The 26,260-nt window shown below is 65.8% G+C and carries 20 protein-coding genes; 13 read left to right on the top strand and 7 right to left on the bottom strand.

Annotated elements, in window-relative coordinates; genetic code table 11:
- Window positions 1-3: 3 nt before the first annotated feature.
- Window positions 4-1,416, bottom strand: coding sequence for an FAD-binding oxidoreductase (locus tag I3J27_RS36830; RefSeq protein ID WP_270163703.1), 1,413 nt, complete (start codon window positions 1,414-1,416; stop codon window positions 4-6).
- 179 nt (window positions 1,417-1,595) lie between these two features.
- Here I3J27_RS36830 and I3J27_RS36825 point away from each other — a divergent pair, with 179 nt between their 5' ends.
- From I3J27_RS36825 to serA, 5 genes are all read left to right on the top strand, one after another.
- Window positions 1,596-2,480 (top strand): dihydrodipicolinate synthase family protein, encoded by an 885-nt coding sequence (locus I3J27_RS36825; protein WP_270163702.1) that lies wholly within the window; start codon window positions 1,596-1,598, stop codon window positions 2,478-2,480.
- A gap of 201 nt (window positions 2,481-2,681) precedes the next feature.
- Window positions 2,682-5,018, top strand: a complete 2,337-nt coding sequence (locus I3J27_RS36820; protein WP_270163701.1) for a TonB-dependent siderophore receptor — start codon at window positions 2,682-2,684, stop codon at window positions 5,016-5,018.
- A gap of 2 nt (window positions 5,019-5,020) precedes the next feature.
- The gene (locus I3J27_RS36815) at window positions 5,021-6,205 is read left to right on the top strand and encodes a PepSY-associated TM helix domain-containing protein (RefSeq protein ID WP_270163700.1); all 1,185 of its coding nucleotides are present in this window, start codon (window positions 5,021-5,023) and stop codon (window positions 6,203-6,205) included.
- Between the two features lie 77 nt (window positions 6,206-6,282).
- The gene (locus tag I3J27_RS36810; protein WP_270163699.1) at window positions 6,283-7,515 is read left to right on the top strand and encodes a rhodanese-like domain-containing protein; all 1,233 of its coding nucleotides are present in this window, start codon (window positions 6,283-6,285) and stop codon (window positions 7,513-7,515) included.
- A gap of 210 nt (window positions 7,516-7,725) precedes the next feature.
- Window positions 7,726-8,970 (top strand): phosphoglycerate dehydrogenase, encoded by a 1,245-nt coding sequence (gene serA, locus I3J27_RS36805; RefSeq protein ID WP_270163698.1) that lies wholly within the window; start codon window positions 7,726-7,728, stop codon window positions 8,968-8,970.
- Window positions 8,971-9,067: 97 nt separating this feature from the next.
- Here serA and I3J27_RS36800 read toward each other — a convergent pair whose 3' ends face one another.
- From I3J27_RS36800 to I3J27_RS36785, 4 genes are all read right to left on the bottom strand, one after another.
- On the bottom strand, window positions 9,068-10,177 hold the full coding sequence (locus I3J27_RS36800) for a hypothetical protein (RefSeq protein ID WP_270163697.1): 1,110 nt from the start codon (window positions 10,175-10,177) through the stop codon (window positions 9,068-9,070).
- The gene (locus I3J27_RS36795) at window positions 10,177-10,833 is read right to left on the bottom strand and encodes a 5-bromo-4-chloroindolyl phosphate hydrolysis family protein (protein WP_270163696.1); all 657 of its coding nucleotides are present in this window, start codon (window positions 10,831-10,833) and stop codon (window positions 10,177-10,179) included. Before I3J27_RS36795 ends, I3J27_RS36800 begins: the two co-directional genes overlap by 1 nt.
- Window positions 10,834-12,423 (bottom strand): substrate-binding domain-containing protein, encoded by a 1,590-nt coding sequence (locus I3J27_RS36790; RefSeq protein WP_270163695.1) that lies wholly within the window; start codon window positions 12,421-12,423, stop codon window positions 10,834-10,836.
- Between the two features lie 65 nt (window positions 12,424-12,488).
- The gene (locus tag I3J27_RS36785) at window positions 12,489-13,550 is read right to left on the bottom strand and encodes a toxic anion resistance protein (RefSeq protein ID WP_270163694.1); all 1,062 of its coding nucleotides are present in this window, start codon (window positions 13,548-13,550) and stop codon (window positions 12,489-12,491) included.
- 302 nt (window positions 13,551-13,852) lie between these two features.
- Between I3J27_RS36785 and I3J27_RS36780 the strand changes: the two genes are divergently transcribed.
- Window positions 13,853-15,523, top strand: coding sequence for a tannase/feruloyl esterase family alpha/beta hydrolase (locus I3J27_RS36780; RefSeq protein WP_270163693.1), 1,671 nt, complete (start codon window positions 13,853-13,855; stop codon window positions 15,521-15,523).
- Between the two features lie 122 nt (window positions 15,524-15,645).
- Here the strand turns inward: I3J27_RS36780 and I3J27_RS36775 are convergent, their stop codons facing one another.
- Window positions 15,646-17,259 carry a DHA2 family efflux MFS transporter permease subunit gene (locus I3J27_RS36775; RefSeq protein WP_370691919.1) on the bottom strand — a complete coding sequence of 538 codons (1,614 nt, stop codon included), beginning with the start codon at window positions 17,257-17,259 and terminating at the stop codon, window positions 15,646-15,648.
- Window positions 17,207-18,454, bottom strand: a complete 1,248-nt coding sequence (locus I3J27_RS36770; protein ID WP_270163692.1) for an HlyD family secretion protein — start codon at window positions 18,452-18,454, stop codon at window positions 17,207-17,209. The genes I3J27_RS36775 and I3J27_RS36770 overlap by 53 nt, the downstream gene beginning before the upstream one ends.
- A gap of 91 nt (window positions 18,455-18,545) precedes the next feature.
- On the opposite strand from I3J27_RS36770, the gene I3J27_RS36765 reads away from it, so the two are divergent.
- The 7 genes from I3J27_RS36765 (at window position 18,546) to I3J27_RS36735 (ending at window position 26,257) form a co-directional block, all read left to right on the top strand.
- Window positions 18,546-19,205, top strand: coding sequence for a TetR/AcrR family transcriptional regulator (locus tag I3J27_RS36765; protein ID WP_270163691.1), 660 nt, complete (start codon window positions 18,546-18,548; stop codon window positions 19,203-19,205).
- Window positions 19,206-19,353: 148 nt separating this feature from the next.
- Entirely contained in the window at window positions 19,354-19,803 is a 450-nt protein-coding gene (locus I3J27_RS36760; RefSeq protein ID WP_270172979.1) for a MarR family winged helix-turn-helix transcriptional regulator, read from the top strand.
- Between the two features lie 12 nt (window positions 19,804-19,815).
- The gene (locus I3J27_RS36755; protein WP_270163690.1) at window positions 19,816-20,586 is read left to right on the top strand and encodes an enoyl-CoA hydratase; all 771 of its coding nucleotides are present in this window, start codon (window positions 19,816-19,818) and stop codon (window positions 20,584-20,586) included.
- Between the two features lie 141 nt (window positions 20,587-20,727).
- Window positions 20,728-22,803, top strand: a complete 2,076-nt coding sequence (locus I3J27_RS36750) for a methyl-accepting chemotaxis protein (protein ID WP_270163689.1) — start codon at window positions 20,728-20,730, stop codon at window positions 22,801-22,803.
- A 118-nt stretch (window positions 22,804-22,921) separates the two neighbouring features.
- A complete protein-coding gene (locus I3J27_RS36745; RefSeq protein ID WP_270163688.1) occupies window positions 22,922-23,860 on the top strand; it encodes a dihydrodipicolinate synthase family protein in 939 nt (312 codons plus the stop codon).
- A 319-nt stretch (window positions 23,861-24,179) separates the two neighbouring features.
- On the top strand, window positions 24,180-25,580 hold the full coding sequence (locus I3J27_RS36740; RefSeq protein WP_270163687.1) for a selenium-binding protein SBP56-related protein: 1,401 nt from the start codon (window positions 24,180-24,182) through the stop codon (window positions 25,578-25,580).
- Window positions 25,581-25,663: 83 nt separating this feature from the next.
- On the top strand, window positions 25,664-26,257 hold the full coding sequence (locus tag I3J27_RS36735) for a hypothetical protein (RefSeq protein WP_270172978.1): 594 nt from the start codon (window positions 25,664-25,666) through the stop codon (window positions 26,255-26,257).
- Window positions 26,258-26,260: the final 3 nt, after the last annotated feature.

Below are 26,260 nucleotides of genomic sequence, written 5' to 3'. Positions count from 1 at the left end.
CTCTCAGATCACCTTGCCGGGATTGAGCAGATGATCGGGATCGAGCGCGGCCTTCAGCGTCCGCATCAGCGCGATCTCGGCCTCGCTGCGGGCGTGGCCCAGCCACTTCTTCTTCAACGTGCCGATGCCGTGCTCGGCCGAGACGCTGCCGCCCAGCTCGCGCACGAGGCCGTAGATGATCGCGTCCATCTCTTCCTTCGGCTGCTGCTCGACGGTGAGGCCCGTGACCCAGGACACGAGATGCAGATTGCCGTCGCCGATGTGGCCGTAATAGACGCTCTCGCAGCCCTTGATGCCGGAGGCCAAGGCCGCCTTGCAGCGCGTCGCGAACTCGTCCATGCGCGCCACGGCAAGGCCGATGTCGTAGGAGATATGCGGCCCCAGCACCTGGCCGAATTCGGCGCAGATGTCGCGCACGCGCCAGAAGCTCTGCGTCTGCGCCAGCGATTGCGCCACCGCGGCGTCGGCCAGCAGCCCGCGCTCCATCAGCTCCTCGAGCCAGCTTTGGAAGCGCGGCGCATCCAGACTTTCGTCGGTGCCCTGCGCTTCGACCAGCACATAGAGACCGTGGCCGGCGGCGACCGGCGGCTTCACGCCGGCGCGTGTCGTGATCACGTCCCAATAATCCGGCCACATCACCTCGAAGGCCGACAGCAGCGGGCCGAGCCCGCTGCGTGCGGCACCGAGCAGGTCGATCACCGCGGCATAATCCTTCAGCGCGCACAGCGCGGCCATGGTCGAGCGCGGCTTCGGAAACAGCTTCAGCACGACGCGGGTGATGATACCGAGCGTGCCTTCGGAGCCGATGAAGAGATGCTTGAGGTCATAGCCCGCGTTGTTCTTCATCAGCTTGTTGAGGCTGGTGATGATGGTGCCGTCGGGCAGCACCACTTCCAGGCCGAGCACCAGCTCGCGCGTCATGCCGTAGCGGATCACGCGGTTGCCGCCGGCATTGGTCGAGAGATTGCCGCCGATGGCGCAGGAGCCGCGCGAACCGAGGTCGAGCGGAAAGAAGAAGCCGGCCTCGTCCGCAGCCTTCTGGATCGCCTCCAGCGGCGTGCCGGCTTTCACCGTCATCGTTGCGGAGGCGCGATCGATCTCCTCGATGCCGGTCATGCGCTCCAGCGAAATCGCGACCCAGCCCGCTTCAGGCGAGGCGCCGCGGCACAGCCCTGTCAATCCGCCCTGCGGCACGTATGGCAGGCGCGCCTGTCGGCAGGTCGCAATCGCATCGGCCACGCCTTGCGCATCGACCGGGCGGATCACCGCCAGCGGCGTCTGCGGCAGGCTCGCGCTCCAGTCGTTGCAATTGCGCGCGGGCACGTCGGTGCCGATCAGCACGGCGGCCGCGCCAAGCTTGTCGCGCAACTCGCCGAGCAATTGGTCCGGACGCTTCACGGGGGTCACCATGTTCATGCGAGACCTCCTCCAGATTCGGCTGCGTCTCATGCGCGCAGCGACGGTTAAAAGGATTTGCGTCTTTCTTGTATGTAAGGTACAAGAATAAAAGTAAAGCAAAAACAAGGCTCGATAAGGCTTCCCGGGATCGTTTGAGATCAGAGGCTGAGTCCGAGGCCGCAGCAATGGGTGGTGTCATGACGGAAGCAATTCACGGATTCTGGGTGGCATCGGTGACGCCGCTGGCGACGGACGGCAGCGTGGATTCCGCAAGGCTCGCCGTCCATGCCAGGCAGCTCTTCGGCAAGGGCGTCGACGGCGTGGTGCTGTTCGGCACCACCGGTGAGGGCACCTCGTTCAATGTCACCGAACGCATCGCGACCGTCGAGGCCATGCTCGAGGCCGGCATTGCTGCGGAACGCATCGGGATCGGCGGTGGCTTTCCCGCGATCACTGACAGCATCGCGCTGACGCGCGCGATGCTCGGCCTCGGCCTGCGTCACGTGCTGTATCTGCCGCCTTACTTCGATCGCAACGTCTCGCCCGAGGGCATCGAGGATGCGTTCGCCGCCATCATCGATGGCGTTGCCGACGATCGCTTGCGCGCCTCGCTCTATCACATCCCGCAGGTTTCCGGCGTGGCGATCCCGACGGCGGTTGCTGCGAATCTGCGCAAGCGCTACGGCAAGGTGGTCGCGGGCCTGAAAGACTCCAGCGGCGACTTCAAGCAGTTCCAGGCGTTCCGTGCCGCCGCGCCTGAGCTCGCCATCACCGTCGGCAACGAAGCCGACATCACCCGTGCGATTGCTGCCGGCGGCGCCGGCACCATCTGTGGAATGGCCAACGTCGTGCCCGAGCTGGTCAAGGGCATGGTCGAAGGCAAGGATGTCGAGGCGCGCATGCAGGCCGCGATCGACATCGTGCTGAACACGCCCTCGTTCCTCGCGACCCTGAAGGCCGTCCTGGCGGCGCAGACCGGAGATACCGCGTGGCTGCGCGTGCGCCCGCCGTTCCGCGCCCTGTCGGACGGTGCCGCGCTCAAGCGGCAACTCGACGCGTTGATGACGCCCGCCATTGCGTGAGATGTCAAAATTCCGTGACACGTTGCCGCGAATTCGCGTGCAGCGTGTTGCGATCGCTGCGCCATCAATCGGTGATTGCCGTTCAGCACCGCTATGCGCTTAGAACGATTCAACACTAGAGCGATTCAATCCCGACTACGGTTCTCTTCATAGTCCGCGGCTGTTACAGCCGCACACTTCAATGTTCTGACTTGAAGTGGATTGAAAGTGCGTGCCTCCGCGGATGGCCTGCCTGTCAGCAGCCATCATCATCGCGCCGGCAAGAGCCGTGCGTGTCTTCTCATTGGCGCAGCGGTATTGCTCGCTGAATGCCCCTCGACGAATGCGCAGGCGCAATCGGCGCTGCCGCCGGTAACGGTGGATGCACCGGTGCAGCGGCCGAAGCCCGCGCGCGCATCTGAATCGCCCCAGCGCCGGACACAAGCTGCTGCACGCCAGCGCAGCCGGAATGCCGCCGCGCCGGCAGCGCCGACACTATCGGAACGAGCCGCAACTGCGGCTGCCGCGCAGCAGGCCGCAAAACTCGGCTACCGCGCGATGCCGAGCGCGACCACGCTGCGCAGCGGCGCCTCGCCTCTCGATACCTCGCAATCCGTCAACGTCGTGCCCGAGCAGGTGCTGAAGGACCAGCTCCCGCGCAACATCGACGATGCCTTGGTCAACATCAGCGGCATCACCCAGACCAACACGCTCGCCGGCACCCAGGACGCCGTGATCCGCCGCGGCTTCGGCGACAATCGCGACGGCTCGATCATGCGCAACGGCATGCCGCTGGTGCAAGGCCGCAGCCTCAACGCCGCCGTCGAAAGCGTCGAGGTGCTGAAGGGGCCGGCCTCGCTGCTCTACGGCATCATGGATCCCGGCGGCATCGTCAACACCATCAGCAAGCGCCCGGAGCTCTATCAGCACGGTTCGGTCACGCTCCTCGGCTCGGCCTTCAGTGCGTCCAAGACCGGCGCCGACGGCACGCTCGACGTCACCGGCCCGATCGGTGACGGCGGTCTCGCCTATCGTTTCATCGGTTACGGCGTCAGCGAGGATTACTGGCGCAATTTCGGCCGCCATCGGGAAATGCTGGTGAACCCGTCGCTTGCCTGGTACGGCGAAAACGCGACGGTTCAGCTCACCTACGAGCACCGCGAGTTCATCACTCCGTTCGATCGCGGCACGGCTTTCGTCAACGGCGCGCCGCTTGCGATCCCGGCGACGCGCCGGCTCGACGAGCCCTTCAACAACATGTGGGGGACCTCCGATCTGATCCAGGCCTCGGTCGAGCAGAAGCTCGACGACAACTGGAAGGTCACGGCGGCCTACAGCTACAACACCGAGACCTTCAGCGCCAATCAGCTTCGCATCACCGGCGTCAACGCCGCGACCGGCGTCGAGACCCGCAGCAATGACGGCACGCGCAACTCGCTGAGCAATGCCAGCTACGGCACTTCCTATCTGCAGGGCGACGTCTGGGTAGGTGGCTTCCGCAACGAGATCCTGTTCGGCGGCGAGGCGCTGTACCGCACGATCGACCGCCACGATCTGATCCGCCAGGCGACTCCGAGCTTCAATTTCTATAACCCGGTCTACGGGCTGGTCGTGCCGGGCACGACCGTTTCGGCAACCGACAGCGAGCAGACCGACAAGCTCGGCACCCGCGGCTTCTTCGCCCAGGACACGTTCCATCTGACCAATTGGCTCTCCGTGGTCGGTGGCGTGCGCTGGATGGAATACGAACAGCTCGCCGGGAAGGCTCGGCCGAACTTCATCACGAACACCAATCTTTCGGGCGACAAGGTGCTGCCGCTCGGTGGCGTCATCTTCAAGCTGAACGACCAGCTTTCCTATTACGTGAGCTATACGCAGTCGCTGAAGCCGACCTCGACCATCGCCGCATTCTCCGGTGCTCCTGCCGGCTTCGTCGTCGACTCCACCATTGCGCCCGAAGAGGGAACGCAGTGGGAGACTGGCTTGAAGTTCGACGTCAACAAACGTTTATCGGGCACTTTGGCGGTCTACGACATCCAGAAGAAGAACGTGCTGGTGATAGATGACCTCGGCGGCGGCGATCGGGCGGCGCGTACCTCAGGCGCTGCCCGGTCGCGTGGCGTCGAGCTGGATGTCACCGGCAGGCTGACCGATCAATGGAGCATGATCGGCAGCTACGGCTATACCGACGCGCGCCTGATCAATGATCCCGTCGTCGGCAACGCCAAGCTACTGAACGCCGCGATGAACACGGCCTCACTCTACCTCGTCTACGATTTCGGCGACGCGCTTCCCGGACGCCTGCGCCTTGGCGGCGGCGCGCGCTATGTCGGCGACCGGCCGGGCGATACCGCCAATACGTTCTTCCTGCCGTCCTACACGGTCGCGGACATCTTTGCGACTTACGACACGAAGGTCGACAAGCTGCCGGTAACCTATCAGTTCAATGTCAAGAATCTGTTCGACAAGGTCTATTACACCTCCACCACCGGCAGCGCTCTGAACGTCGCCATCGGCGATGCGCGCCGCGTATCGCTGTCGGCCACGGTGAAGTTCTAGCGATGACGGTGCAGCGGGGACACACGATCAAGGCGATCCTGTTCCAGGTCCATTCCATCGCCGGCCTGGTCCTCGCGCTGCTGGTGTCCCTGATCGCGTTGACCGGCGCGACCATGAGCTTTGAGGACGAGATCGTCGACTATCTCAACGCCGGCATCATGCAGGTCGCGCCGCGGACGACGCCGGCGCTGATGCCGGACGCGCTGGTTGCGCGGCTGAAGGCGGCGCAGGATTTCGGCAAGGTCGTCGCCGTCACGCTGTCGAGCGACCCGTCTTCGGCGGTTCACATCCGCTTCGGCCGCGACGAGCAGGGCGGCCGGCCGGCCTCGCTCTATGTCGATCCCTATGACACGCGTGTGCTGGGTGCGCCGCGCGGCGAGGCGTTTTTCGCGACCGTCCGCAGGCTGCATCGCTGGCTGCTCATTCCCGGCGATGCCAAGGGCTGGGGACGTCCGGTCACCGGCACGATCGCGCTCGGCCTCATCGTCATGCTGGTGTCAGGCCTCGTGCTCCGTTGGCCGCGTCGTGCGGGCAGCGTGAAGATGTGGCTGAAGCCGAATCTCGGGCTCAGCGGCCGCGGATTGCACCGGTCGCTGCACACCGTGATCGGCACCTGGGTCCTTCCGGTCTATCTGGCGATGACGCTCACCGGGCTGTGGTTCTCCTTCGAATGGTACAAGGACGGAGTCGCCTGGCTGTTGTCGCGACCGCACGTCACCGCAGCGAAGATGGCCGCAAAGCCGCCGCGCCCGGACGGCCGTGCCGAGCCGGCGGTGCCAATCGGATTCGATCAGGCCTGGACGGCGTTCCAGCGCGAGGAAGGCGGCCGCTTCTCCAGGGCCCTGCTGACGCTGCCGGCCAGCCCCGGCACGGTGATGCGGATCCGGTCGTGGGGGAAGGATATGACGCTCGAGGCGACGCGCGACGAATTCCGCGTCGATGCCGTCACCGGTCAGCTGGTTTCCGCGGAGCGCTATGCCGACAAGACGTTCGGCGAGAAGATCATCGCCGCCATTTACGACATCCATCGCGGCGCGATCCTGGGGTGGCCGGGCAAGCTCGCATTCATGTTGGCCGCGATCTCGATGCCGTTATTCTCGGTCACGGGAATCCTGCTCTATCTGTCGCGCCGCAAGCTGCGCCGTCCGGCGCAGCTGCCGCTCGGGCGGCTGGTTCCGGGTGAGTGAGCCGCTGCCGGAAAGGCTAGCCAACACTTCGACAATCGTTCAAAAGCCATGGCCTGTCCTCCCCCAGGGTCCACGCCATGAAGCTCCCGACCGTCACCCCTGCCGACATCCGCCGCGCGCTGCTGCTGCGCGAGGAGATCGCGCTGCTCGATCTCAGGCATGAGGCAGGCTTCGCGACCGGTCATCCGCTGTTCGCCGGCAACATGGCCGCGGATCGAATCGGGATCGAAGCCGAGGTGCGGCTGCCGCGCAAGGACGTGGCCATCGTGCTCTATGATGACGGCGAAGGCCTCGTCGCTGCGGGCGCCGAACGGCTTGCTGCGCTCGGCTACAGCAACATCAGCGCGCTCGACGGCGGTCTGAAGGCCTGGCGCGATGCGCGTTATCAGGTGTTCGAGGACGTCAATTCCTATTCCAAAGCATTCGGCGAGCTGGTCGAGGCGCGGCGGCACACGCCCTCGTTCAGCGCCGACGAGGTGGCGAAGCTCATCGCGGACAAGGCCAACGTCGCCATCCTCGACGTCCGCCGCTTCGACGAATACGCGACCATGAACATCCCGGGCTCGGTCAGCGTCCCTGGTGCGGAGCTGGTGCTGCGGGCGGGGCAGGCCGCGCCCGACCCTGAGACCACCATCATCGTCAATTGCGCCGGCCGCACGCGCTCGATCATCGGCACCCAGTCGCTGATCAATGCCGGCGTGCCCAACAAGGTGCGGGCGCTGCGCAACGGCACCATCGGCTGGACGCTGGCGCGGCATACGCTCGACCACGGTGCCGACAGGCGCGGCGCGATCGGATCGTTCGAGGGCGGCCCGGCCAATGCGCGCGATGTGGCCTATCGCGCCGGCGTTCGTCATATCGGCGCGAGCGAGATGGCCGCGCTCGTCGCGCAGACCGATCGCACGCTCTATCGCTTCGACGTGCGCGATGCCGAGGAATATGCGGCCGGCCATCTCCCGGGCTTCCGCCATTATCCCGGCGGCCAGCTCGTCCAAGAAACCGACATGGCCGCGCCGGTGCGTGGCGCACGCATTCTCCTGACCGACGACAAGGGCGTCCGCGCCGACATGACGGCGTCCTGGCTCGCGCAAATGGGCTGGGAGGTCTACGTGCTCGAAGGCGGCTATGACGGCGCCCTCGAGGTCGGCCCGCCGCGCGCTTTGCCCAAGCCCGACCCGGCCCACCGCTACCGCCGCCCCTATGAAGGTACCGACGTCGCGCAAGCCGCGATGCAGGCCTATCTCGACTGGGAATATGGCCTCGTCGAGCAGCTTCGCCTTGACGGCACGCACGGGTTTTATGTGATCTGACGGCCCGGCTCCCGGCTGCCTCGGGGCCGTTCATCCTTCGAGGCTCGCCCCGCGGTGCATTCGCACCACGGGGCTCACGCCTCAGGATGACGGGCTAGTGGGATGCCAGGCCCATCCACTCCGCCATCTTCTCCCCCTATCCAAGCCCTATTGTGCTGCCTCTCCTCCGCGGTCTATGAGCTGCGGCAAATCGTGACTCACGGAGATTCCATGTCAGCCTCAGGCCAAAGCCTCGAGCGGAACGCGAAGGCGCTGTTGCTCGAAGGCGTCAATGACAGCGCGGTCGACCTGTTCAAGAGCGCGGGCTTCACCAATGTCGAGCGGCTGACCAAGGCGCTGGACGGCGAGGATCTGCGGCGCGCGCTCAAGGGCGTGTCTCTGCTCGGCATCCGCTCGCGCACCCAGATCACCGATGACGTGCTCGCGGCCGCCGACCAGCTTCTCGCGGTCGGCTGCTTCAGCGTCGGCACCAATCAGGTCGATCTCTTGGCAGCGCGCAAGCGCGGCATTCCCGTGTTCAACGCGCCGTTCTCCAACACGCGCAGCGTCGCCGAGCTCGTGATCGGCGAGATCGTGATGCTGCTGCGCCAGATCTTTCCGCGCTCGGTGTCGGCGCATGAGGGCGGCTGGGACAAATCCGCGGCGGGCAGCCGCGAGGTGCGCGGCCGCACCCTCGGCATCGTCGGCTACGGCAATATCGGCTCGCAGCTCTCGACGCTGGCCGAGGCGATGGGGATGCGGGTGATCTATTACGACCGCACCGACAAGCTCCGTCATGGCAACACCGAGCCGGTCGAGAAGCTGGAAGAGCTGCTGGCGCAGAGCGACGTCGTCAGCCTGCACGTGCCGGAGACGCCGGAAACCGCAGGCATGATCGGCGAGAAGGAGCTGCGGACGATGAAGCCGGGCTCGTTCTTCATCAACAACAGCCGCGGCACCGTGGTCGATCTCGATGCGCTCGCGGGCGCCTTGCGTGACGGTCACATCGCCGGTGCCGCCGTCGACGTGTTTCCGGTCGAGCCATCCTCGAATTCGGATCGCTTCAAGAGCCCGATGCAAGGCCTTGGCAATGTCATCCTCACCCCGCATATCGGCGGCTCGACCGAGGAGGCGCAGGAGCGCATTGGCGGCGAGGTCGCGCGCAAGCTGGTCGACTATTTCATCACCGGATCGACCATGGGCGCGGTGAATTTCCCGGAGGTGCAATTGCATCTGCGGCCCGCAGGGGCGCGCTTCAGCCATGTCCACCGCAACGTGCCGGGCATGTTGCGGCGGCTGAACGAGGTTTTCCTCCAGCGCGACATCAACATCGCCGCGCAATATCTGGAGACCGCCGGCGACCTCGGCTACGTCGTGCTCGACGCCGACCTCGGCGGCGAGGATTCAGGCGCATTGCTTGCGCAGATCCGCAGCCTGGAAGGCACGATCGGCGCGCGGCTGGTGTTCGAGCATTAGAGCATGATCCGGAAAAGTGCGAAGCGGTTTTCCGAAAAGATCATGCTCAAACAACAACCTAAAGCGCGATGACGATTCATCGTAATCTCATCGCGCTTTAGGCCGCCAGCCGGTCGAGCAGGGCCAGCATCACCGGCGCATCGGGCATCGGCAGCACGGCGTCGATCCGTTCCAGCAGGCGCGACTGCAACAACGCGTTGCGCGCCTTGCCGATGGTGCCGAGCGGCCCGCGGAAGCCGTGGTCCTCCCAGGCCATTTCGAGCAGGCTCTCGCTCGTCAGGGCCTCGATGAGATCGTCGGCCTGCCGGTTGATGCTGATGAGCGGATGGGCCGAGAACACCGTGGGCTGCGGATAGAGAATGACAGGCTTGGCCGGCGCGTTCGCCTCGAGCCGCTTCCAGCGCTCTGCGTCCTGGAGCACCCATTCGACCAGCTGGTTCTCGTAGCCGACGATCAGCGGCTGTGCGCCCGCGCCGCCGGCGACGTAGTCGTCGAACAGTTTGCCTGAAGACGGCGGCTTGAAACCCATGCGGCGAAAAACGGTGGCGACATCGCCGTCGATCTTGCTCAGCGTCTCCGGCATCACCACGTCGCCCGACAAGAGGCTCGCGGCAAGGCCTGCGAACATGAAGCCTGAATTGGATTTGTTCGGGTCGGTCGAGACCACGCGCGCACGACCGAACAGGTCGGCGACGCCGATCGCAGACCAGTTCTCGCCGGCGATGATGGCCTTGAGCAGCTTCGACAGATCCACCGTGTAGCGCGGCCCGCCGGCAGGCTGGGCGATGCCGCCCTTCACGAGCCCGTCGGCGATGCGGTCCCAGGAGTAGAGCACGATCGGCGAGTTGAAGATGACCTGGTCGCGCGAGATCTTGACGCCTGACGAACGCGCCACTTCGACCAGCACGGAGGAGGAAGGCCAGAGGAATTGCGGCTTCTGGTCGAGCAGCGCGCGCTCGCGGACCATCTCGACCGAGCCTGCGCGGCGGCCGTCGAGGATCAGGCCGAAGCGGCGCTCCAGCGTATTCTTGACGCGGGCGTTGGCGAGAAAACCCTCCTTCTCGCCGCCGGCAAAGCCGAACAGCCGCTTGGCCTCGCCGAAGCGGCCGGCGATTTCGGGATGCTCGCGCAGATAAACATAGCCGCCGGTCGCCGCCGCGCTCGCAGCGACGAGGCCGATGCCGAAGGCGCGGCGCGAGATAGCCATCAGGACGTTCCTCTCTTGGTCTCGACCGGGGCTGCCGGCGGCGGCGGGCCGATGTCCTCGTCGAGCGAGCTTTTCAACAGCTTCAGCTCGATGTCCAGCTTGTCGAGGTCGGCATCCCTGAGATTGGCGGCATAGCGGGTGAAGGCGCCGTCGAGCCGCTCGATCATGTCCCCGGTGGCGGCAAGGCGCGCGGTGTCGGGCACGGCGCTTTTCTCCAGCGCATGGTAGGCCTCGGCGATCTCGGCGGCACGCGGCAGATAATAGGTCAGGAACCGGCGCACCCGGTCGAGCCGCAGCGGATCGCGCTCGATGGCCGCGAAGATGTCACGGGCCACTTTGACCAGATGACGGATCCGATCGGCGACCGCGCGGGTCCGGATCGCCGACGCCGTGTCTTCCATGCGTTCCGCCAGCGGCTCGGCTTCGGCCAAGAGCTCGTTGGCAAACTCGATCTTGCCCCGCGCGACGCCGCTGGCTTCCAGCGCGGCGAACCGGTTCCTCGGCGCCAGCGCCACGACGATGCCGCCGCCGGCGACCGCGCTGATCGCAAGCGCGATCCAGAACGGCATCGCGACCCCGATCGCGAGCGACGGCAGCAGTGCTGCGGCTGCCACTCCACCCGCGATCCAGCCAAGCCCGGACGGCATTGCGGCCATTCAATTGTATCCTCGTACGGCGCGGAACGCGTCGGTGAGACTCTTGCTACCGTCGAACACGCGACCTCCGGTCAGCTTCGCCAGATTGTCGAGCTGGGCCCGGTCGACCTCGGAGCCGAACGTCACGCCGAACACCGGCACGCGATGACCATCCGCGCGCCAGGCGCTCTCGAATGTCGACAGCGCCCCCTGGCTCTTGCCATCCGTCATGATGACGATGGCCGGCAGATGCTTGCCGTCGGCGAGCTGCGGCTTCATGGCGGCGAGTGCCTGCGCGCCGCAGGTGTAGAAGTCGGTGCCGCCGCTGGCCCGCAATTCGAGCGCACGTGCAAGCAGGCCGGTCTGCTCGTTCTCGTCGCCGCTGGCCCGCGCCGTCCAGAGAATGTGGTCGCTGAACGGCAGCACCAGGATCTCATCCGACTTCGTCCATTGCACCAGCACCTCGCGCGTGCGGGCGGGCGTGAGCAGGAAGCGCATGGCGTCGAGCAATTGCGTTTCGCCGGCGCCCTGCATGCTGCCGGAGACGTCGAGGCAGAGCGCAGTCAGCGACGGCCGGCGCAGCGCCTCCTGATAGATCAGGAGCGCCTTCTGGATCACGGCCGGTTCAGGCGGACGGATCACGGTCACCGGCCGCGATGGATCGAGATTGGTCTTCGGATCGGCCGCCAGCGGCGTGGCGCGGCCGATCTCGACCCGCCGGCCGGTCCTGGCGATCTTGCCTTGCGCATCGCCGTTGAGCAGGAAGGCCTGCAGGTCGGTGAAGAAGCCTTCGACGTCCTTGCCGCGGCCGCGGTCGACGAAGCCGAGCGGCGAATCGGCAATCGCCACGCCGTCGGCGGGATAGATCGCATAGAGCGGCTCGTGGTTGTCGGCGATCAGCTTGTCGTTGGTTTCCTTGATGACGGCTTCGTAATTCCAGATCGCCTGGTAATGTGCGCCGCTGCGCTCGCCGTCGCGGTAGAGGTCGGCGAGCCAGCCGCTGGAGCCCGCGCTGCGCTCGACGCCTTTCAGCAATCCCCGCGCCGTCGCCAGCACCTCGGGCTTGTCGAGATCGCCGGCCTCGATCAGGTCGGGCTTGCCGATGCCGGCCGCCAGCATCGCAAGATAGGCGGCCGCGCCCGAATTGGACTGCGTCGCCGACGTCATCAGGAATTTCAGCTTGCCGCCCTCGACGGCCGCGAGGATGTCCTTGGCGGTTACCTTGGCGCCGATCCAGCCGAGCTCCTGCGCCTTGGAGCGGCGCACGCCGAGAATGACCGGCATCTGCACGATCGACTTGACCATCTTCACGCGCCGCGTCGTGTCGAACATGTCGATCCAGATCGAGGCGGCCGGCCACACCGCGTCGGCGCCGGGATCGCCGGCTTTCAGCGCCAGGGCGATGTCGAGCGAGCCCTGATAGCGCATGGTGCAGGTCGCGTTGCGCGACTTGCAGAACTCCTGCACCAGCGGCTCGAGGATGTCGTTCTCCGAACCCGACAGAATGGTGAATTGCGGCCCGGGCCCGCCGCAGCCCGACAGCAGCGCGGCCATCAGCGGCACTGCCGCGAGCAGCGCCAGCGGGCGCCGCAGGAAACGGAAAGTCCTCATGCGCGAGCCTTCATGCGGCAGCCCTTATGCAGAAGCTTCATCGAGAAACCGTTACAAAGTACGCATCAAGGCGCAGCCTTGGATATCGCGGTCTTCAACTCGTCCGTCAGCTCCGCCATCCGGTGCTCGATCTCGGCGCGCTTGGTGCGGCCCTGCTCCTGCACATTGAGCACGCCGGCGATGGTGTCGATCAGATCCCGGTTGGTCTTCTCCAGCGTCTGGATATCGACGATGCCGCGCTGCGACTGCTTCTCGATCTCGATCGCCTGGGTCTTCATCATCTCGGAAGCCTGGCGTATCATCTCGTTGGTCGCGTCGGTGACCGTCTTCTGCAGCTCCAGCGCCGACTTCTGCCGGTTCAGGCCGAGCAGCAGGATCATCTTCTGCTTCCATACGGGAATCGTCAGCTCGGTCGTGGCCTGCAAATTCTCGATCAGGGTCTCGTCGCCGGACTGGACGATGCGGATCTGCGGCAGCTGCTGGATGCCGATCTGGCGTGCCTGCTGAAGATAGAAGACGCGCTTCTCCAGCCGGTCGAGCGCCTGGACCGCATCCTGATAGGTCTGCGCGGCCAGCATCGCGTCGCTGCCCGCGCCTTGCGCCTTCGCAGCCCGCTCCATCTCGACGAGCTTGCCGCCGCGGAATTCCTCGGTGAACGCCTTGCCGGCGGCGATGTGCATATCGAGCTGGCCGAGCGCGCCCCGTGTCTGTTCATAGAGGTCGTCGAGCAGGGCGATGTCGCGGCGCAAGACCTCCTTGTTGCGGTCGAGCTCGACGCAGACGCGGTCGACCTGCGAGGCGACGTCGTTGAACTGCTCGGTGAAGCGGCGCAGCCGCGCCTCCGCCGACGAGAACAGGCGGGTGAGAAAACCCTTGTCCTTGAGGTCGGCGGGATCGAGCCCGCGGGCCTTGCCGAGGATGTCCGTCAAGAGCTTGCCGGTGGCGCCGAGCTCGCGGTTCTGGGTCTGGGCGAGAATGCGGTCGGCGAACTCGACCACCGAGCGCTGGGCCCGCTCGCCGAACGTGACCAGGCGCGAGCGATCCGAAATGTCGATCTCGGACTTGATGCGCGCGACCGCCGATGCGTCGGTCGGCAGGGCCGGGACATTGATGATTTCGTTCACCATTCGCTCCTTGGTTCTTGCCGGCGCAGGATAGCATGCCCCGCCGCTCAGGCAGGAAAGCCCGGCTCATCTGACAGATTGATGACAGCCTGTGGACTTGGTCGGCCGACGGGCCGTCCGCGTTCGGCCGTGGGACAAAATTTCACATTAAGTTCAATTCTTTACAGGGCGCGCGGCCTGCTGGATCCGGTGAGCCAGCCGCCAGGTTCGTGGTGGCGGTTGGTGCTGCCACGACGATTGACGGCAGGCGGTCAGTTGCATTGAATTGGTTGGCCTATCAGTTGAGCGATAACAAAGCAGTGGGGATGGAAACGATGGTGCGCAAGGTCGTGAAGCTGTGTGCGTGGCTTGTGGGTGCCGCGGCCGTGACGGGCGTAGGCGCCGCGTCGGCGGCAACGCTGGCGGAAGACGCGGATACGGTCTGCAAGGGGCTCATTGGCGGGGCCGACGCCGTGAAGATCGATTCCGCAGCCTTGCTGGCGCCATCGCAACTGGCGATCGCCGAACGCGGCCCGACGCCGTCGGGGCGCATCACGCCGGCCAATCCCGGCTTCTGCAAGGTGCTCGGCCATATCGATCCTGTCGATCCCAAGGCACCGCCGATCAAATTCCAGGTCAACCTGCCCGTCGAATGGAACGGCCGCTCGCTGCAATATGGCGGCGGTGGCTTCAACGGCGTGCTGATCACGGGACTTGCGCTGCCTCCCGCCTATCCCTTCGACAAGCCGTCGCCGCTTGCGCGCGGTTTCGTCACCTACGGCACCGATTCCGGTCACCAGACCAAGCAAGGCGAGCCGCCACAGGTCTTCGCGCTGAACGACGAAGCCTTCGAGAATTTCGCCCACCGCGCCTACAAGAAGGTGCGCGACGCCGCCGTCGCGCTGATGGAGCGCGCCTACGGCAAGAAACCGGAAAAAATGTACTTCATGGGCTCGTCTGAGGGCGGCCGCGAAGGCCTGACCATGGCGCAGCGCTACCCCGATGATTTCGACGGCATCTTCGCCCGCGTGCCCGTGATCAACTGGGTCGGCCTGCAGCATGCCGGTACCCGTTCGGGGCTGGTGACCATGGGTGAGGGCTGGATCAATCCGGCGCAGGTCAAGCTCGTGGGCGAGGCGGTGCGGGCGGCTTGCGACAAGGCCGACGGCTCCGACGATGCGCTGGTGCAGGATCCCGTCGCCTGCAAGGCGGCGTTCAAGGTCGAGACGCTGCGCTGTGCGGCGGGCCAGAGCGGCGATCAGTGCCTCACCGAGGCGCAGATCAAGGCCGTGAACACGCTGCACGCCACCTACACATTCCCCTTCGTGCTCGCCAACGGTCTCGACGACTATCCGGGCTGGGGCGTCTCGGGCGAGGACACGCCGGCGATCGGCCCGACCGGAGGCTGGACCGCCTGGTGGCTCGGCACCGCGCCGCCGGCGCAGCCGCCTGCGCCCAACAACGGCATCGCCTGGATCTACGGCGCCGGCGGCATTCAGTATGTGTTCGCGCGCGATCCGAAGCTCGACGTCACCACCTACAAGGTGGAGGAGCACAAGGCGCGGCTGCTCGAGGTCTCGAAGCTGATGGATTCGACCGATCCCGATCTCAGCCGTTTTCGTGCCCGCGGCGGCCGGCTGATCGTGCTCGAGCACATGGCGGACTACGCGCAGAGTCCCTACGCCGGCATCCGCTATTTCGAGAGTGTCGAGCGCAAGCTCGGCAAGGCCGAGACCGCGGAGTTCGCGCGGCTCTACACCGCGCCCGGCGTCGATCATGTCGGGTCCGGCGCGCCGGCCAACGTCGACATGCTGAGCGCGCTGGTCGGCTGGGTCGAGCAGGGCAAGGCGCCCGGCGATCTCGAAGTCAGCGAGCAGAAAGTCGAGGCGCCGTCGTTCGCGGTTGCCCGCTCGCTGCCGCTGTGCCGCTGGCCGGCCTGGCCGCACTACAAGAGCGGCCCGGTGACGGAGGCGTCGAGCTTCACCTGCGCGCCATAGGGCACTGACGTTGCCGCACCGTCATGGCCGGGCTTGTCCCGGCCATCCACATTCTTCGCGACCACAAAAATAAAGCCGTGGATGCCCGGACAAGCCCGGGCATGACGATGTCCTGTGAAGGCCTAATGCGCGGGTCCGCCCGCCGCCTTCACCCGCCGTGTCAGCAGCACCGCGATCGCGGCGAGCACCAGCACGATGCCGATCACCGCAAACGTGTCGGAATAGCCCATCACCAAGGCCTGCCGCTTCACCGTCTTGCCGAGCGCGATGATCGCCTGCTCGCGCGCGACATGGGGGTCGGGTACGCCATGCGCCGTGAAGTAGTCCGTCATCTGCGCGATGCGGGTGCGGACTTCCTCGCGGCCGAGCGTGACCGACTGGCCGATGATGTTGGAGTGAAACTGCTCGCGCTTGGTGATGATGGTCGCGAGCGTCGCCGTGCCGATGGCGCCGCCGAGATTGCGGAACATGTTGCTGATGCCGGAAGCCGCGGCCGCGTCCTGCGGCGCGATGCCGCCTGATAGAACCGAGGTGAGAGGTGTCAGCACCATGGCCTGGCCCACCGCGCGCACGATGTTCGGGATCCAGAGCTGATCGCCGGCATAGTCCGGCGACATCGCCGTGTTCATGAAGCAGCTATAGGCGAAGATCAGCAGGCCGGTGATCGCGATATAGCGGGTGTCGAAGCGCTTCATCAGTATCGGGATCAGCGGGATCAGCACCAGCTGCGGCAGGCCGGTCCAGGCCAGCACGTTGCCGATCTGCTCGGCATTGTAGCCCTGCGCCTGGCCGAGATAGGCCGGCAGGATGTAGACCGAGCCGAACAGCGCGAAGCCGACCATCGTCATCGCGACGGTGCCGAAGCCGAAATTGCGCTGCGTCAGGAGGCGCAGCCGGATCAGCGGCTTCTCGATCGTGAGCTCGATTGCGATGAACAGCGTCAGACTGACGGCCGCGATGATCGCGAGCTTGACGATGAAGGGCGAGGAGAACCAGTCGTCCTTGTTGCCCTCCTCGAGCACCGCTTGCAGCGCCGACAGCCCGATCGCCATGGTGACGATGCCGGCCCAGTCGCCCTCCTTCAGGAGGCCGAGCTGCATCTTCTGCCGTTCCAGCGTCAGGTAGAGCGCGGCCACCATGATTGCGGTCGGGATCACGTTGACGAAGAAGATCGTGCGCCAGCCATAGGTCTCCGTGAGATAGCCGCCGATGGTGGGGCCGATCGCGGGCGCGAACGTAACTGACAGCGCGAAGATCGCAAGGCCCACTGGCTGCTGCGGCTTCGGCAGCTTGGTCAGCACCAGCGTGAACGCCATCGGGATCAGCACGCCGCCGGCGAAGCCTTGCAGGCCGCGCATCGCGATCATCGACGGCAGGTCGTGCGTGAAGGCGCAGGCCACCGAAAACGCCGCGAACAGCGTCGCGCTTGCCAGCATGTAGCGGCGGAACGTGAACACGCGGCTCAAATAATCGGTCAGCGGGATCACGATGATCTCGCCGATCAGATACGACGTCGAGATCCAGGAGCCATTGTCGGCGCCGGTGCCGATGCCGCCTTCGATGTTGGCCAGCGAGGCGTTGGTGATCTGGATGTTCAGGATCGCCATGAACGAGCCGATCATGGCGGCCAGCACGGCGATCCAGGTCGCCAGGCTCGCGCGGTTGGGATCGGCGAGCGGCCGATCAGATGTCGCGGCCGATGTTGCTTGCGTCGAAAGTGAGAGGCTGTTTGACATGGCACGACCCTCCGGAGACGAGCTTCGTTCTTGACGCGGCGGCCGTATTCGCGGCCGGCGCGGTCGAACGTGTTGCAATGGTCGGGATCACCGACATGCCGGGACGCAGCGCAATCGCGGGACCATGCGCGGCATCGAGTGCGATCCTGACCGGGATGCGCTGCACCACCTTGGTGAAATTGCCGGTGGCGTTGTCGGGCGGCAGCAGGGCGAACTCCTGGCCGCTGGCCGGCGCGATCGAATCGACGCGGCCGTGGACCACCTGGCCCGGGAACGTGTCGACCTCGATATCGACGGTCTGGCCCGGCTTAACGTGGGTGAGCTGCGTCTCCTTGAAATTGGCGACGACATAGGCGCCATCGGTCGGCACGATCGCCATCAGCTGCGTGCCCGCCTGCACGAACTGACCGACGCGCAAGGAGCGGTTGCCGACGACGCCGTCAATCGGCGAGACGATCGTGGTGTAGCCGAGATTGAGCTCGGCCTGACGCTGGAGCGCGGCCGCGCGTGCGGCGGCGGCCCTGGCCTGCACGATTTCGGCCTTGAGGAGATCGACCTGCTTCTGGGCGGAGATCAGGTTGGCGTTGTCGCGCGCGATCGTTGCGTCCGCGCCGGCGTCGCGCGCCTGCGCCTGCTGCGCGTTCTGCAGGCTGCCATAGCCGGTGGCGGCAAGGTCGGTGTAGCGCTTGTTCTCCTGCCTGGCGAAGACTTTTGCGGCGTTGTCGACATCGATGGTCGCGCGCGCCGCCGCGATCACGGCCTCCTGCACGTCGAGCTGCGCTTCCTTGCTCGTCACCGTCGCATTCGCGGCGGCGACGTCGGCTTTGGCCTGGTCGAGCGCGACGCGGAAGTCGCGGTCATCGATCCGCGCCAGCACCTGGCCGGCCTTCACATGCTCGTTATCGCCGACCATGACCCGGTCGAGATAGCCGCTGACCTTCGGCGCGATCGTGGTGTTGTCGGCCTTCACATAGGCGTCATCGGTGGAGACGAGGTACTGGCCGACGGTCCAGTAATCGTTGCCGTACCAGCTCGCGCCGGTCAGCGCGACGATCGCCGCCCCCATCAGCAACAGTTTGCGAAGGTTCAGCTTTTGCCGGCGGACGCCGGTTGGCGCGCCGGGCAGGGCGCCCTCCAGCGCGGTCGCAGGAATGGCGGTCTGGGCGGCTGCAGCTGGGGTGGTGTGGACGGTCATGGCCGGCTCCCCTGAATTAGGAAACTTGATAATTTCCAAAATGAGATTAGCTTTGGAATTGTCAATGGAATGACAGGCGTCATTTAAAAGCATGGCTCAGGCAAAATCGGACAGCGAAGCACGCCCCCGCGGGCGGCCGCCGGTGCGCAGCGACGAGGAGACGACGCGAATCGTCCTCGAAGCTGCGCGGCACACCTTCGCCGTCGAGGGCTACGCCGCGACCAGCACCGAGGAGCTGGCGCGCCGCGCCGGCATCTCGACCAAGACGCTGTACCGGCTGTTCCCGGGCAAGGCCGCGCTGTTCGAGGCGATGTGCGCGGACAGGCTCGAGCGGCTGCTCTCCGCGGTCGATCTGCAAGGAAGCGACGAGGTCGACATCGAAACCGGCCTGCGCGCCGCGCTGATGGCCTGCGCCGATCTCGCGCTCGATCCGGAGGTCGTGGCATTGCAGCGCATGGTGCTCCAGGAATCCGCCGCGTTTCCCGAGCTCGCCGCCAATTTCTACAACAATGGCATCTCCCGCACGGTCAGGGCGCTCGCCGGCTGGCTGCGCATCCAGGTCAAGCGCAGGCGCATCGCCATCGACGATGCGGAGGAGGTCGCCGGCATGCTGATCGGCATGGTCGCATCGGCGCCGCAGCGCGCGGCGATCTATGGCGGCATGCCGCTGCCGTCACGCAAGCAGGTCGAGCGCCGCGTCAGGACCTGCGCGGCCCTGTTCCTGGACGGCTGCCGCGCCAAATTGCCCTAAAGCACGATGAGATTACGATGAATCGTCATCGCGCTTTAGGTTGTTGTTTGAGCATCATCTTTTCGGAAAACCGCTTCGCACTTTTCCGGATCATGCCCTAGCAGCCCCCATTTTTGACAATCCGGTCCGCCTCGGCTATATATTTCGCATGCGAAATAAAGAGGCCGGCGCGAGGCATCATCGGCTGATCTACCTGTTGAGCGTTGCGCAGCGGCGCTTGCAGCGCTGGATGGCGGCGCAGCCTTCGAGCGAGGTGACGCCGGCGCAGGCGGGGCTGCTCTTCATTCTCGGCAAGCAGGACGGCGTCCTGATGGGCGAGGCGGGCGCGGCGCTCGATCTGGGGCCCGCCGGGATTTCCGGCCTCGTCGATCGCACGACGGCCGCTAAACTGATCGAGCGGCGGGCCGATCGCGAAGACGGGCGCGCCTGGCGCGTGTGGCTGACGCCGAAGGGCCGCACCGCGCTGGCGCAGGCGAAAGCGTCGGCGGCGGAGGTCAATGCGGCGCTGACGGAAGGATTTACTGCTGCGGAGATCGATATCGTCGCGCGCTGGCTGACCAGCATTCAGGACAAGTTTCCGAGAGAGCCAAATGAATAGAAGGAGAGAGCCATGACCGAGCACGTCCGGATCGAGAACAACGGTGGAATTCTCACGCTGACTCTGGCACGTCCCGACAAGAAGAACGCGCTGACGGATGCGATGTATGGCAAGCTCGCCGATGCCATCGAATCCGCCGAGCTCGATCCGTCGGCCCGCGTGATCCTGATCCGCGGCGAAGGCGACATGTTCACCGCCGGCAACGATGTCGGCGAGTTCGCGGCGGTGGCGAGCGGCAAGTCGGAAGGCAGCCGCAACGTGGTGCGCTTCATCCAGTCGCTGGCGCGCTGCACCCGGCCGCTGGTCGCGGCCGTGCAGGGCCGCGCCGTCGGGGTCGGCACCACGATGCTGCTGCATTGCGACCTCGTCGTGCTCGCCGACAACGCGCAATTGTCGACGCCCTTCGTCAGCCTCGCGCTGGTGCCGGAAGCCGCCTCCAGCCTCTTGATGCCGGCGCGCATCGGCTATGCCCGCGCTTACGAGATGTTCGCGCTGGGTGAGACCGTGCCGGCCAAATCCGCGCTGGAATGGGGTCTCGCCAACCGCGTGGTGCCGCTCGACAAGCTCGATGCCGAGGCGCTTGCGCTGGCGCAGCGCCTGGCGCGCCAGCCGGCCGGCGCGCTCACCGCCACCAAGAAGCTGATGCGCAACGGCGAGGCACTGGTCGCGCAGATGAATGCGGAAGGCGAGCAGTTTGCGCAGCGTCTGCGTACCGCCGAGGCGCGCGAAGCGTTCACGGCGTTTGCGGAACGGCGGCCGCCGGATTTCACCAAGGTGGCGTAAGGAGGCTTGGCCGGCGGGTGCGCGGCCGGCGGGAAAGCTGGTATTTGCCTACAACCTTAACGAAACATTGGCATTCGCGGTGCAAGGTGGCCCCTCGTGAGAGTAGGCCCCTTGTGACCCAGACAATGTTCAAGAACGGCAATGTTTAAGAAATCGGTAAGCTCGCTTCTCCTGACGTTGATGGCCCTGCTGGCCGCCGGCGCATTGGCCTCTACGGCGTTCCAGATGGCCGGGGCCTTCGGCCGCTACAGCGACAGTCTCGAAACGGCACGGCTTGCTGCCGCCGACAAGGCCATCTTCCACGGCGTACTGTCGCTGCGCAACAATCGCGGCGATGCCCAGAGCGCGATCCTTGGCGAGGACGATCCGCGCGCCAAGCTCGAAGCGGCGGAGAAGGCCGAGCAGGCCGGCTTTGACGCCATTGGTGTCGCGCTCGCAACCGTCGATTTCGCCCGCCGCGACGAACTCGCCAGCACGCTGAAGCAGCGCTGGGGCGATGCCGCGCCGCAATTCCAGCTGTTCTATGACGAGGCCAAGCGTCCCCGCGCCGAGCGCAAGATCGAGCGGACCAATTCCTGGTACGATGCCGTCACCAAGGTCATCGACACCGCCAACCTCGCCTCCACCGCGGTGTCGAACCGCGCCTGGATGAACGATCCCTACATCGCCCGCATGATCCAGGTCCGCCGCTTCGCCTGGCAGGTGCGCGATCGCTACGGCATCCATTGCTCGTCGCTTCGCTCGAACGTCAATGCCAGCAGGCCGCTCGACGACGCCCAGAAGCGATCCGTGGCGCAATGGGATGGCACCATCACCTCCGGCTGGGCTGGCATGGCCGAGCTGCTGGCTGCGCCCGACGTGACGGCGGAGCTGGTGACGGCGGCAGCGGACGCAAAGGCCAAGACCGACGGGGTCCTGAAGCAGATCGGCGACCTCACGAAGAATTTCGACGGCAGCGGCAAGCCCGCGATGTCCGCCGCGGACTGGAACACGCTGTGCCAGTCGCCGTTCCCGCTCATTGTCGGGGTCGCAAACAAGGCGCTGGATCAGTCGATCGCGCGGGCCGAGACCGTGCAGGCCAAGGCGCTCACCAATCTCGTCGTGCAGTCGCTCGCATTCCTGCTCGCGCTCGCCGTGACCATGGCCGGCGTGTATGTGGTGCGCAATCGCCTGATGCGCCCGGTCCGCGCCATTCTCGACGCCATCGCACGCATCGGTGCCCGCGACTATGCGACGCCGGTGCCGCAATCCCGGCATCCCGACGAGTTCGGAACCATGGCCGCGGCGCTCGAAAGCCTGCGCGAGAGCGCGGCAACCGCCGAGCGTCTTGGCCAGGAGCGCGAATCGCAACAGGCCTTGCAGCTCGCCCGCTCCGGCACCGTGGACGAGGCCTGCCGCACCTTCGACGACGCCGTGCAGGCGGTGATCCACAGCGTCGCAGCGTCGGCGAAGGAGCTCGATGCCACCGCGACCGATGTCCGCACGCTGGTGTCGGAATCGAGCAGCCAGACCGCGGCAGTCTCCTCCGCCGCCGAGCAGGCCACCAACAATCTCGAGACCATTGCGGCCGCGACCGAAGAACTCTCCGCGTCCGTCGGCGAGATCTCCGCGCAGGTGCAGTCCAGCGCCCGCGAAGCACGCGAGGCCGTCTCGCAGGCCGAGCGGACCAACGCCACGGTCGAGATCCTCGACCAGACCGCGAGCCGGATCGGCGAGGTCGTGAAGATGATCAACGCCATCGCCGGCCAGACCAACCTCCTGGCGCTCAACGCCACCATCGAGGCCGCGCGTGCGGGCGAGGCGGGCCGCGGTTTTGCCGTGGTCGCCGGCGAGGTCAAGAGTCTCGCGGCCCAGACCGCAACGGCGACGGAAGAAATTTCCCGCCAGGTCGAGGAGATCCAGGGCGCGACCGGCCAGGCCGTGACCGCGATCCGCTCGATCGGCGGCGCCATCAGCGGCATCGACGAGAAGATGACGGCAATTGCCGCCGCCGTCGAAGAGCAGCGCGCGGCCACCACCGAGATCTCGCGCAACTTCCAGCAGGCGGCGCAGGGAACCCGCGAGGTCACCGACACCATCGGCAGCGTCGCCAGGCTCAACCAGGAGACCGGGAACGCCGGCTCGGTGCTGTCGGAATCCGTGAAGAAGATGTCGGCCGACGCCGATCGTCTCCGCGTCGCGGTCGAGGGCTTTTTGGGAGCCGTGAAGACCGCATAGTTTCGCTTCGTCGCTCCATTCTGACGCCGCGCGGGCATTGCCGCCGCTCCGCGCGGCGGGTACATCTGTGCCGCTGCGCGCGTGCAGCCACAGACGCATCAGGGATGGAGAGAGTTCGATGCCGGTCACCCCACACAAGGCCCAGCGCCCCTATCGCGGCGTGTTCCCGGTCGCTCCCACCATCTTCGACGAGCGTGGCGAGCTCGATCTCGACGGGCAGCGCCGCTGCATCGATTTCATGATCGATGCCGGCTCGAGCGGCCTCTGCATCCTCGCCAATTTCTCCGAGCAGTTCGTGCTCACCGATGCCGAGCGCGAAAGCGTGATGCACGCGGTGCTGGAGCATGTCGCGGGACGGGTGCCCGTCATCGTCACCACCACGCATTTCAGCTCCGCCGTCTGCGCCGCGCGCAGCCAGCAGGCCGAGGCGGCGGGCGCCGCGATGGTGATGGTGATGCCGCCCTACCACGGCGCGACCTTCCGCGTGCCCGAGAAGGGCATCGTCGAATTCTTCAAGGTACTGTCGGGCGCGATCAATATTCCGATCATGATCCAGGACGCGCCGGTCGCCGGCACGCCGCTGTCGGTCGAGCTGCTGGCGCGGCTGGCGCGCGAGTTCTCCAACATCCGCTATTTCAAGATCGAGGTGCCGGGCGCGGCGTCGAAGCTGCGCAGCCTGATCGAGGCGGGCGGCAAGGACATCGAGGGTCCCTGGGATGGCGAGGAGGCGATCACGCTGCTCGCCGATCTCGACGCCGGCGCCACCGGCGCCATGACCGGCGGCGGCTATCCCGACGGCATCCGCCAGATCATCGATCCCTATTTTGCAGGCAAGCGCGAGGAGGCGAAGGCCGCCTATGAGCGCTGGCTGCCGCTGATCAATTACGAGAACCGTCAATGCGGCCTGATCGCCTGCAAGGCCATGATGCAGGCCGGCGGCGTGATCAAGTCGGACGCCGTGCGGCATCCCCTGCAGCCGCTGCATCCGGCGACGCGCGCGGGATTGCTGGAGCTCGCCAAGGAGCGCGACGCGCTGGCGCTGCGGTGGGGCAAGTAACTCTCTCCGCCGCCATTGCGAGGGCGGACAGACGAAGCAATCCAGACTGTTTCCGTGCAAGAAATCTGGATTGCTTCGCGAAGCCTGTCATCGGGCCGCGCATCGCGCGGACCCGTTGGCACGCAATGACGGGTCTGCCCATTTCGGCTGAAGGCGTCGAATTAGCGCGGCTTGGGCGGTTTCCCGCAGCCCGGCGATGACATATTGTACGCCGGCCAACCAGGCCCTGCGGAGCATCTCGAACCATCGCGTAACAACTTCATTATGCCGTTATCCCGAGTCAGGTTGGCGCGAACCGACAGAACAGGGAGGCAGTGCCATGACGATGAGGCCGGATCCCACCTTTCACGCATCGCCCAGGCTCGCGATGGAAGCACCTGCGGAGAACTTTGCCTACACGTTGTTGCTCAGTCCGGATTTCTCGAAGCCGGATGCTCTCGCGGTTATCGACGTCAAGCCCGGATCGCCGACCTACAGCCAGATCGTCCACACCGTGACGATGCCCAACAAGGGCGATGAGTTTCATCATTTCGGCTGGAATGCCTGCTCCTCCGCCTTGTCTCCGCTCGCCGGACACGCGTTCATCGAGCGGCGCTATCTCATCATCCCCGGGCTGCGCTCGTCGCGGATCTACATCATCGATACCAAGCCCGATCCGACCCAAGCCAGGATCCACAAGATCATCGAGCCCGAGGAAGTCTTCAAGAAGACCGGCTACTCGCGGCCGCACACCATCCATTGCGGGCCGGACGGCATTTATGTGAGCACGCTGGGTGGCGGCGGCAAGGACGGCACCGACGGACCTCCAGGCGTCTTCATCATGGATTGCGAGACGTTCGAGGTCCTTGGACGATGGGAGATCGACCGCGGTCCGCAGACGCGGCACTATGATTTCTGGTGGAACCTGCCGCGCGACTACATGGTGACGAGCGAATGGGCGTTGCCGCCGCAGTTCGAGAACGGGATCGTCCCGGAGGATCTGCTGTCGAACAAATATGGCCATTGCCTCCACTTCTGGGATCTCCGCGCCCGGCGCAACGTGCAGACCATCGACCTCGGCGCCAATCATCAGATGGCGCTGGAGGTGCGGCCCGCGCACGATCCGGTTCGCGAATACGGCTTCGTCGGCGTCGTGGTCGACACCACCAACCTCGAAGCATCGATCTGGACCTGGTGGCGCGAAGGCGGGAAATTCCATGCCGAGAAGACGGCGACGATCCCGCCCGAACCCGCGGATAAGGAGAAGCTCCCGCCGCTGCTGCAGGGATTTGGCGCCGTGCCGCCGCTGGTGACCGACATCGACCTGTCGATGGACGACCGGTTTCTCTATGTCTCGTGCTGGGGCACGGGTGAAATGCGCCAATACGACGTCAGTGATCCGCGCAAGCCGAAGCTTGCAGGCTCGGTTCATATCGGCGGCATCGCGCGCCGCACGCCGCATCCGAACGGCAAGGCCTTTGCGGCAGGTCCGCAGATGGTCGAGATCAGCCGCGACGGCAAGCGCGTGTACTGGACCAATTCGCTCTATTCCACCTGGGACGACCAGTTCTATCCCGATGGGGTTCCTGGCGTGGAGGTCATGGCCAATGTCGGTCACAACGGCGGCCTCGAGCTCGACAAGGACTATTTCGTCAGCTTCCCCGACGGGTATCGTGCGCACCAGATCAGGCTGGAGGGCGGCGATTGTTCGACGGACTCCTTTTGCTACCCGTCGGTCTAGATTGGGGGCATGCGAGCCCGGCGCTTGGCTGGCTGTGGCTCGCACTTGTTGCGAGCGGTCTCTACCACGGGGTCAATCCAGGAATGGGATGGCCGCTCGCCGTTTCGGCCGGGCTCATGGACAAGAGTCCGCGCGCGCTCTTTCGTGCGTTGTGGGCCCTGGCGGCCGGACATCTCCTGGCAACACTTCTCGTACTGTTGCCATTCGCGTTCCTGCTCGTGCTGGCCGAGTGGCAGCGTTCGATCCAGCTCGTCGCGAGCCTTCTCGTCATCGGCTTCGGCGTCTATCGGTTGATCGCGCGGCGCCATCCCCGCGCGCTAACACGAATTCCGCCAACGCAATTGGCACTCTGGTCGTTTGCCGTCGCCATTGCTCACGGCGCCGCCTTGATGCTCGTGCCGATCTACCTCGGGCTCTGTCAGGCCCTCCAGCTCGATGCTGGCCATGAGGCGGCGGGCGCGCTGATGAAGGCAAGCTTCGGGACGGCGGTGCTGGTGTCCCTGGTGCACGTGACCGCCATGGTCAGCGCCGGCGGATGTCTGGCGTGGCTGGTCTACCGCTATCTGGGCTTGAAGTTCGTCTCGCGAAGCTGGTTCAATCTGGATGCGGTCTGGGCAACCAGCCTCGTTCTGGTCGGCGCGGTGGCGCTCGCCTTCAATCTCGCGAGCTGGCGCTGATAT

It is taken from the genome of Bradyrhizobium xenonodulans (genome assembly GCF_027594865.1).
GTDB lineage: Bacteria > Pseudomonadota > Alphaproteobacteria > Rhizobiales > Xanthobacteraceae > Bradyrhizobium > Bradyrhizobium xenonodulans.
This window is presented reverse-complemented; position numbering and strand designations above follow the sequence as displayed.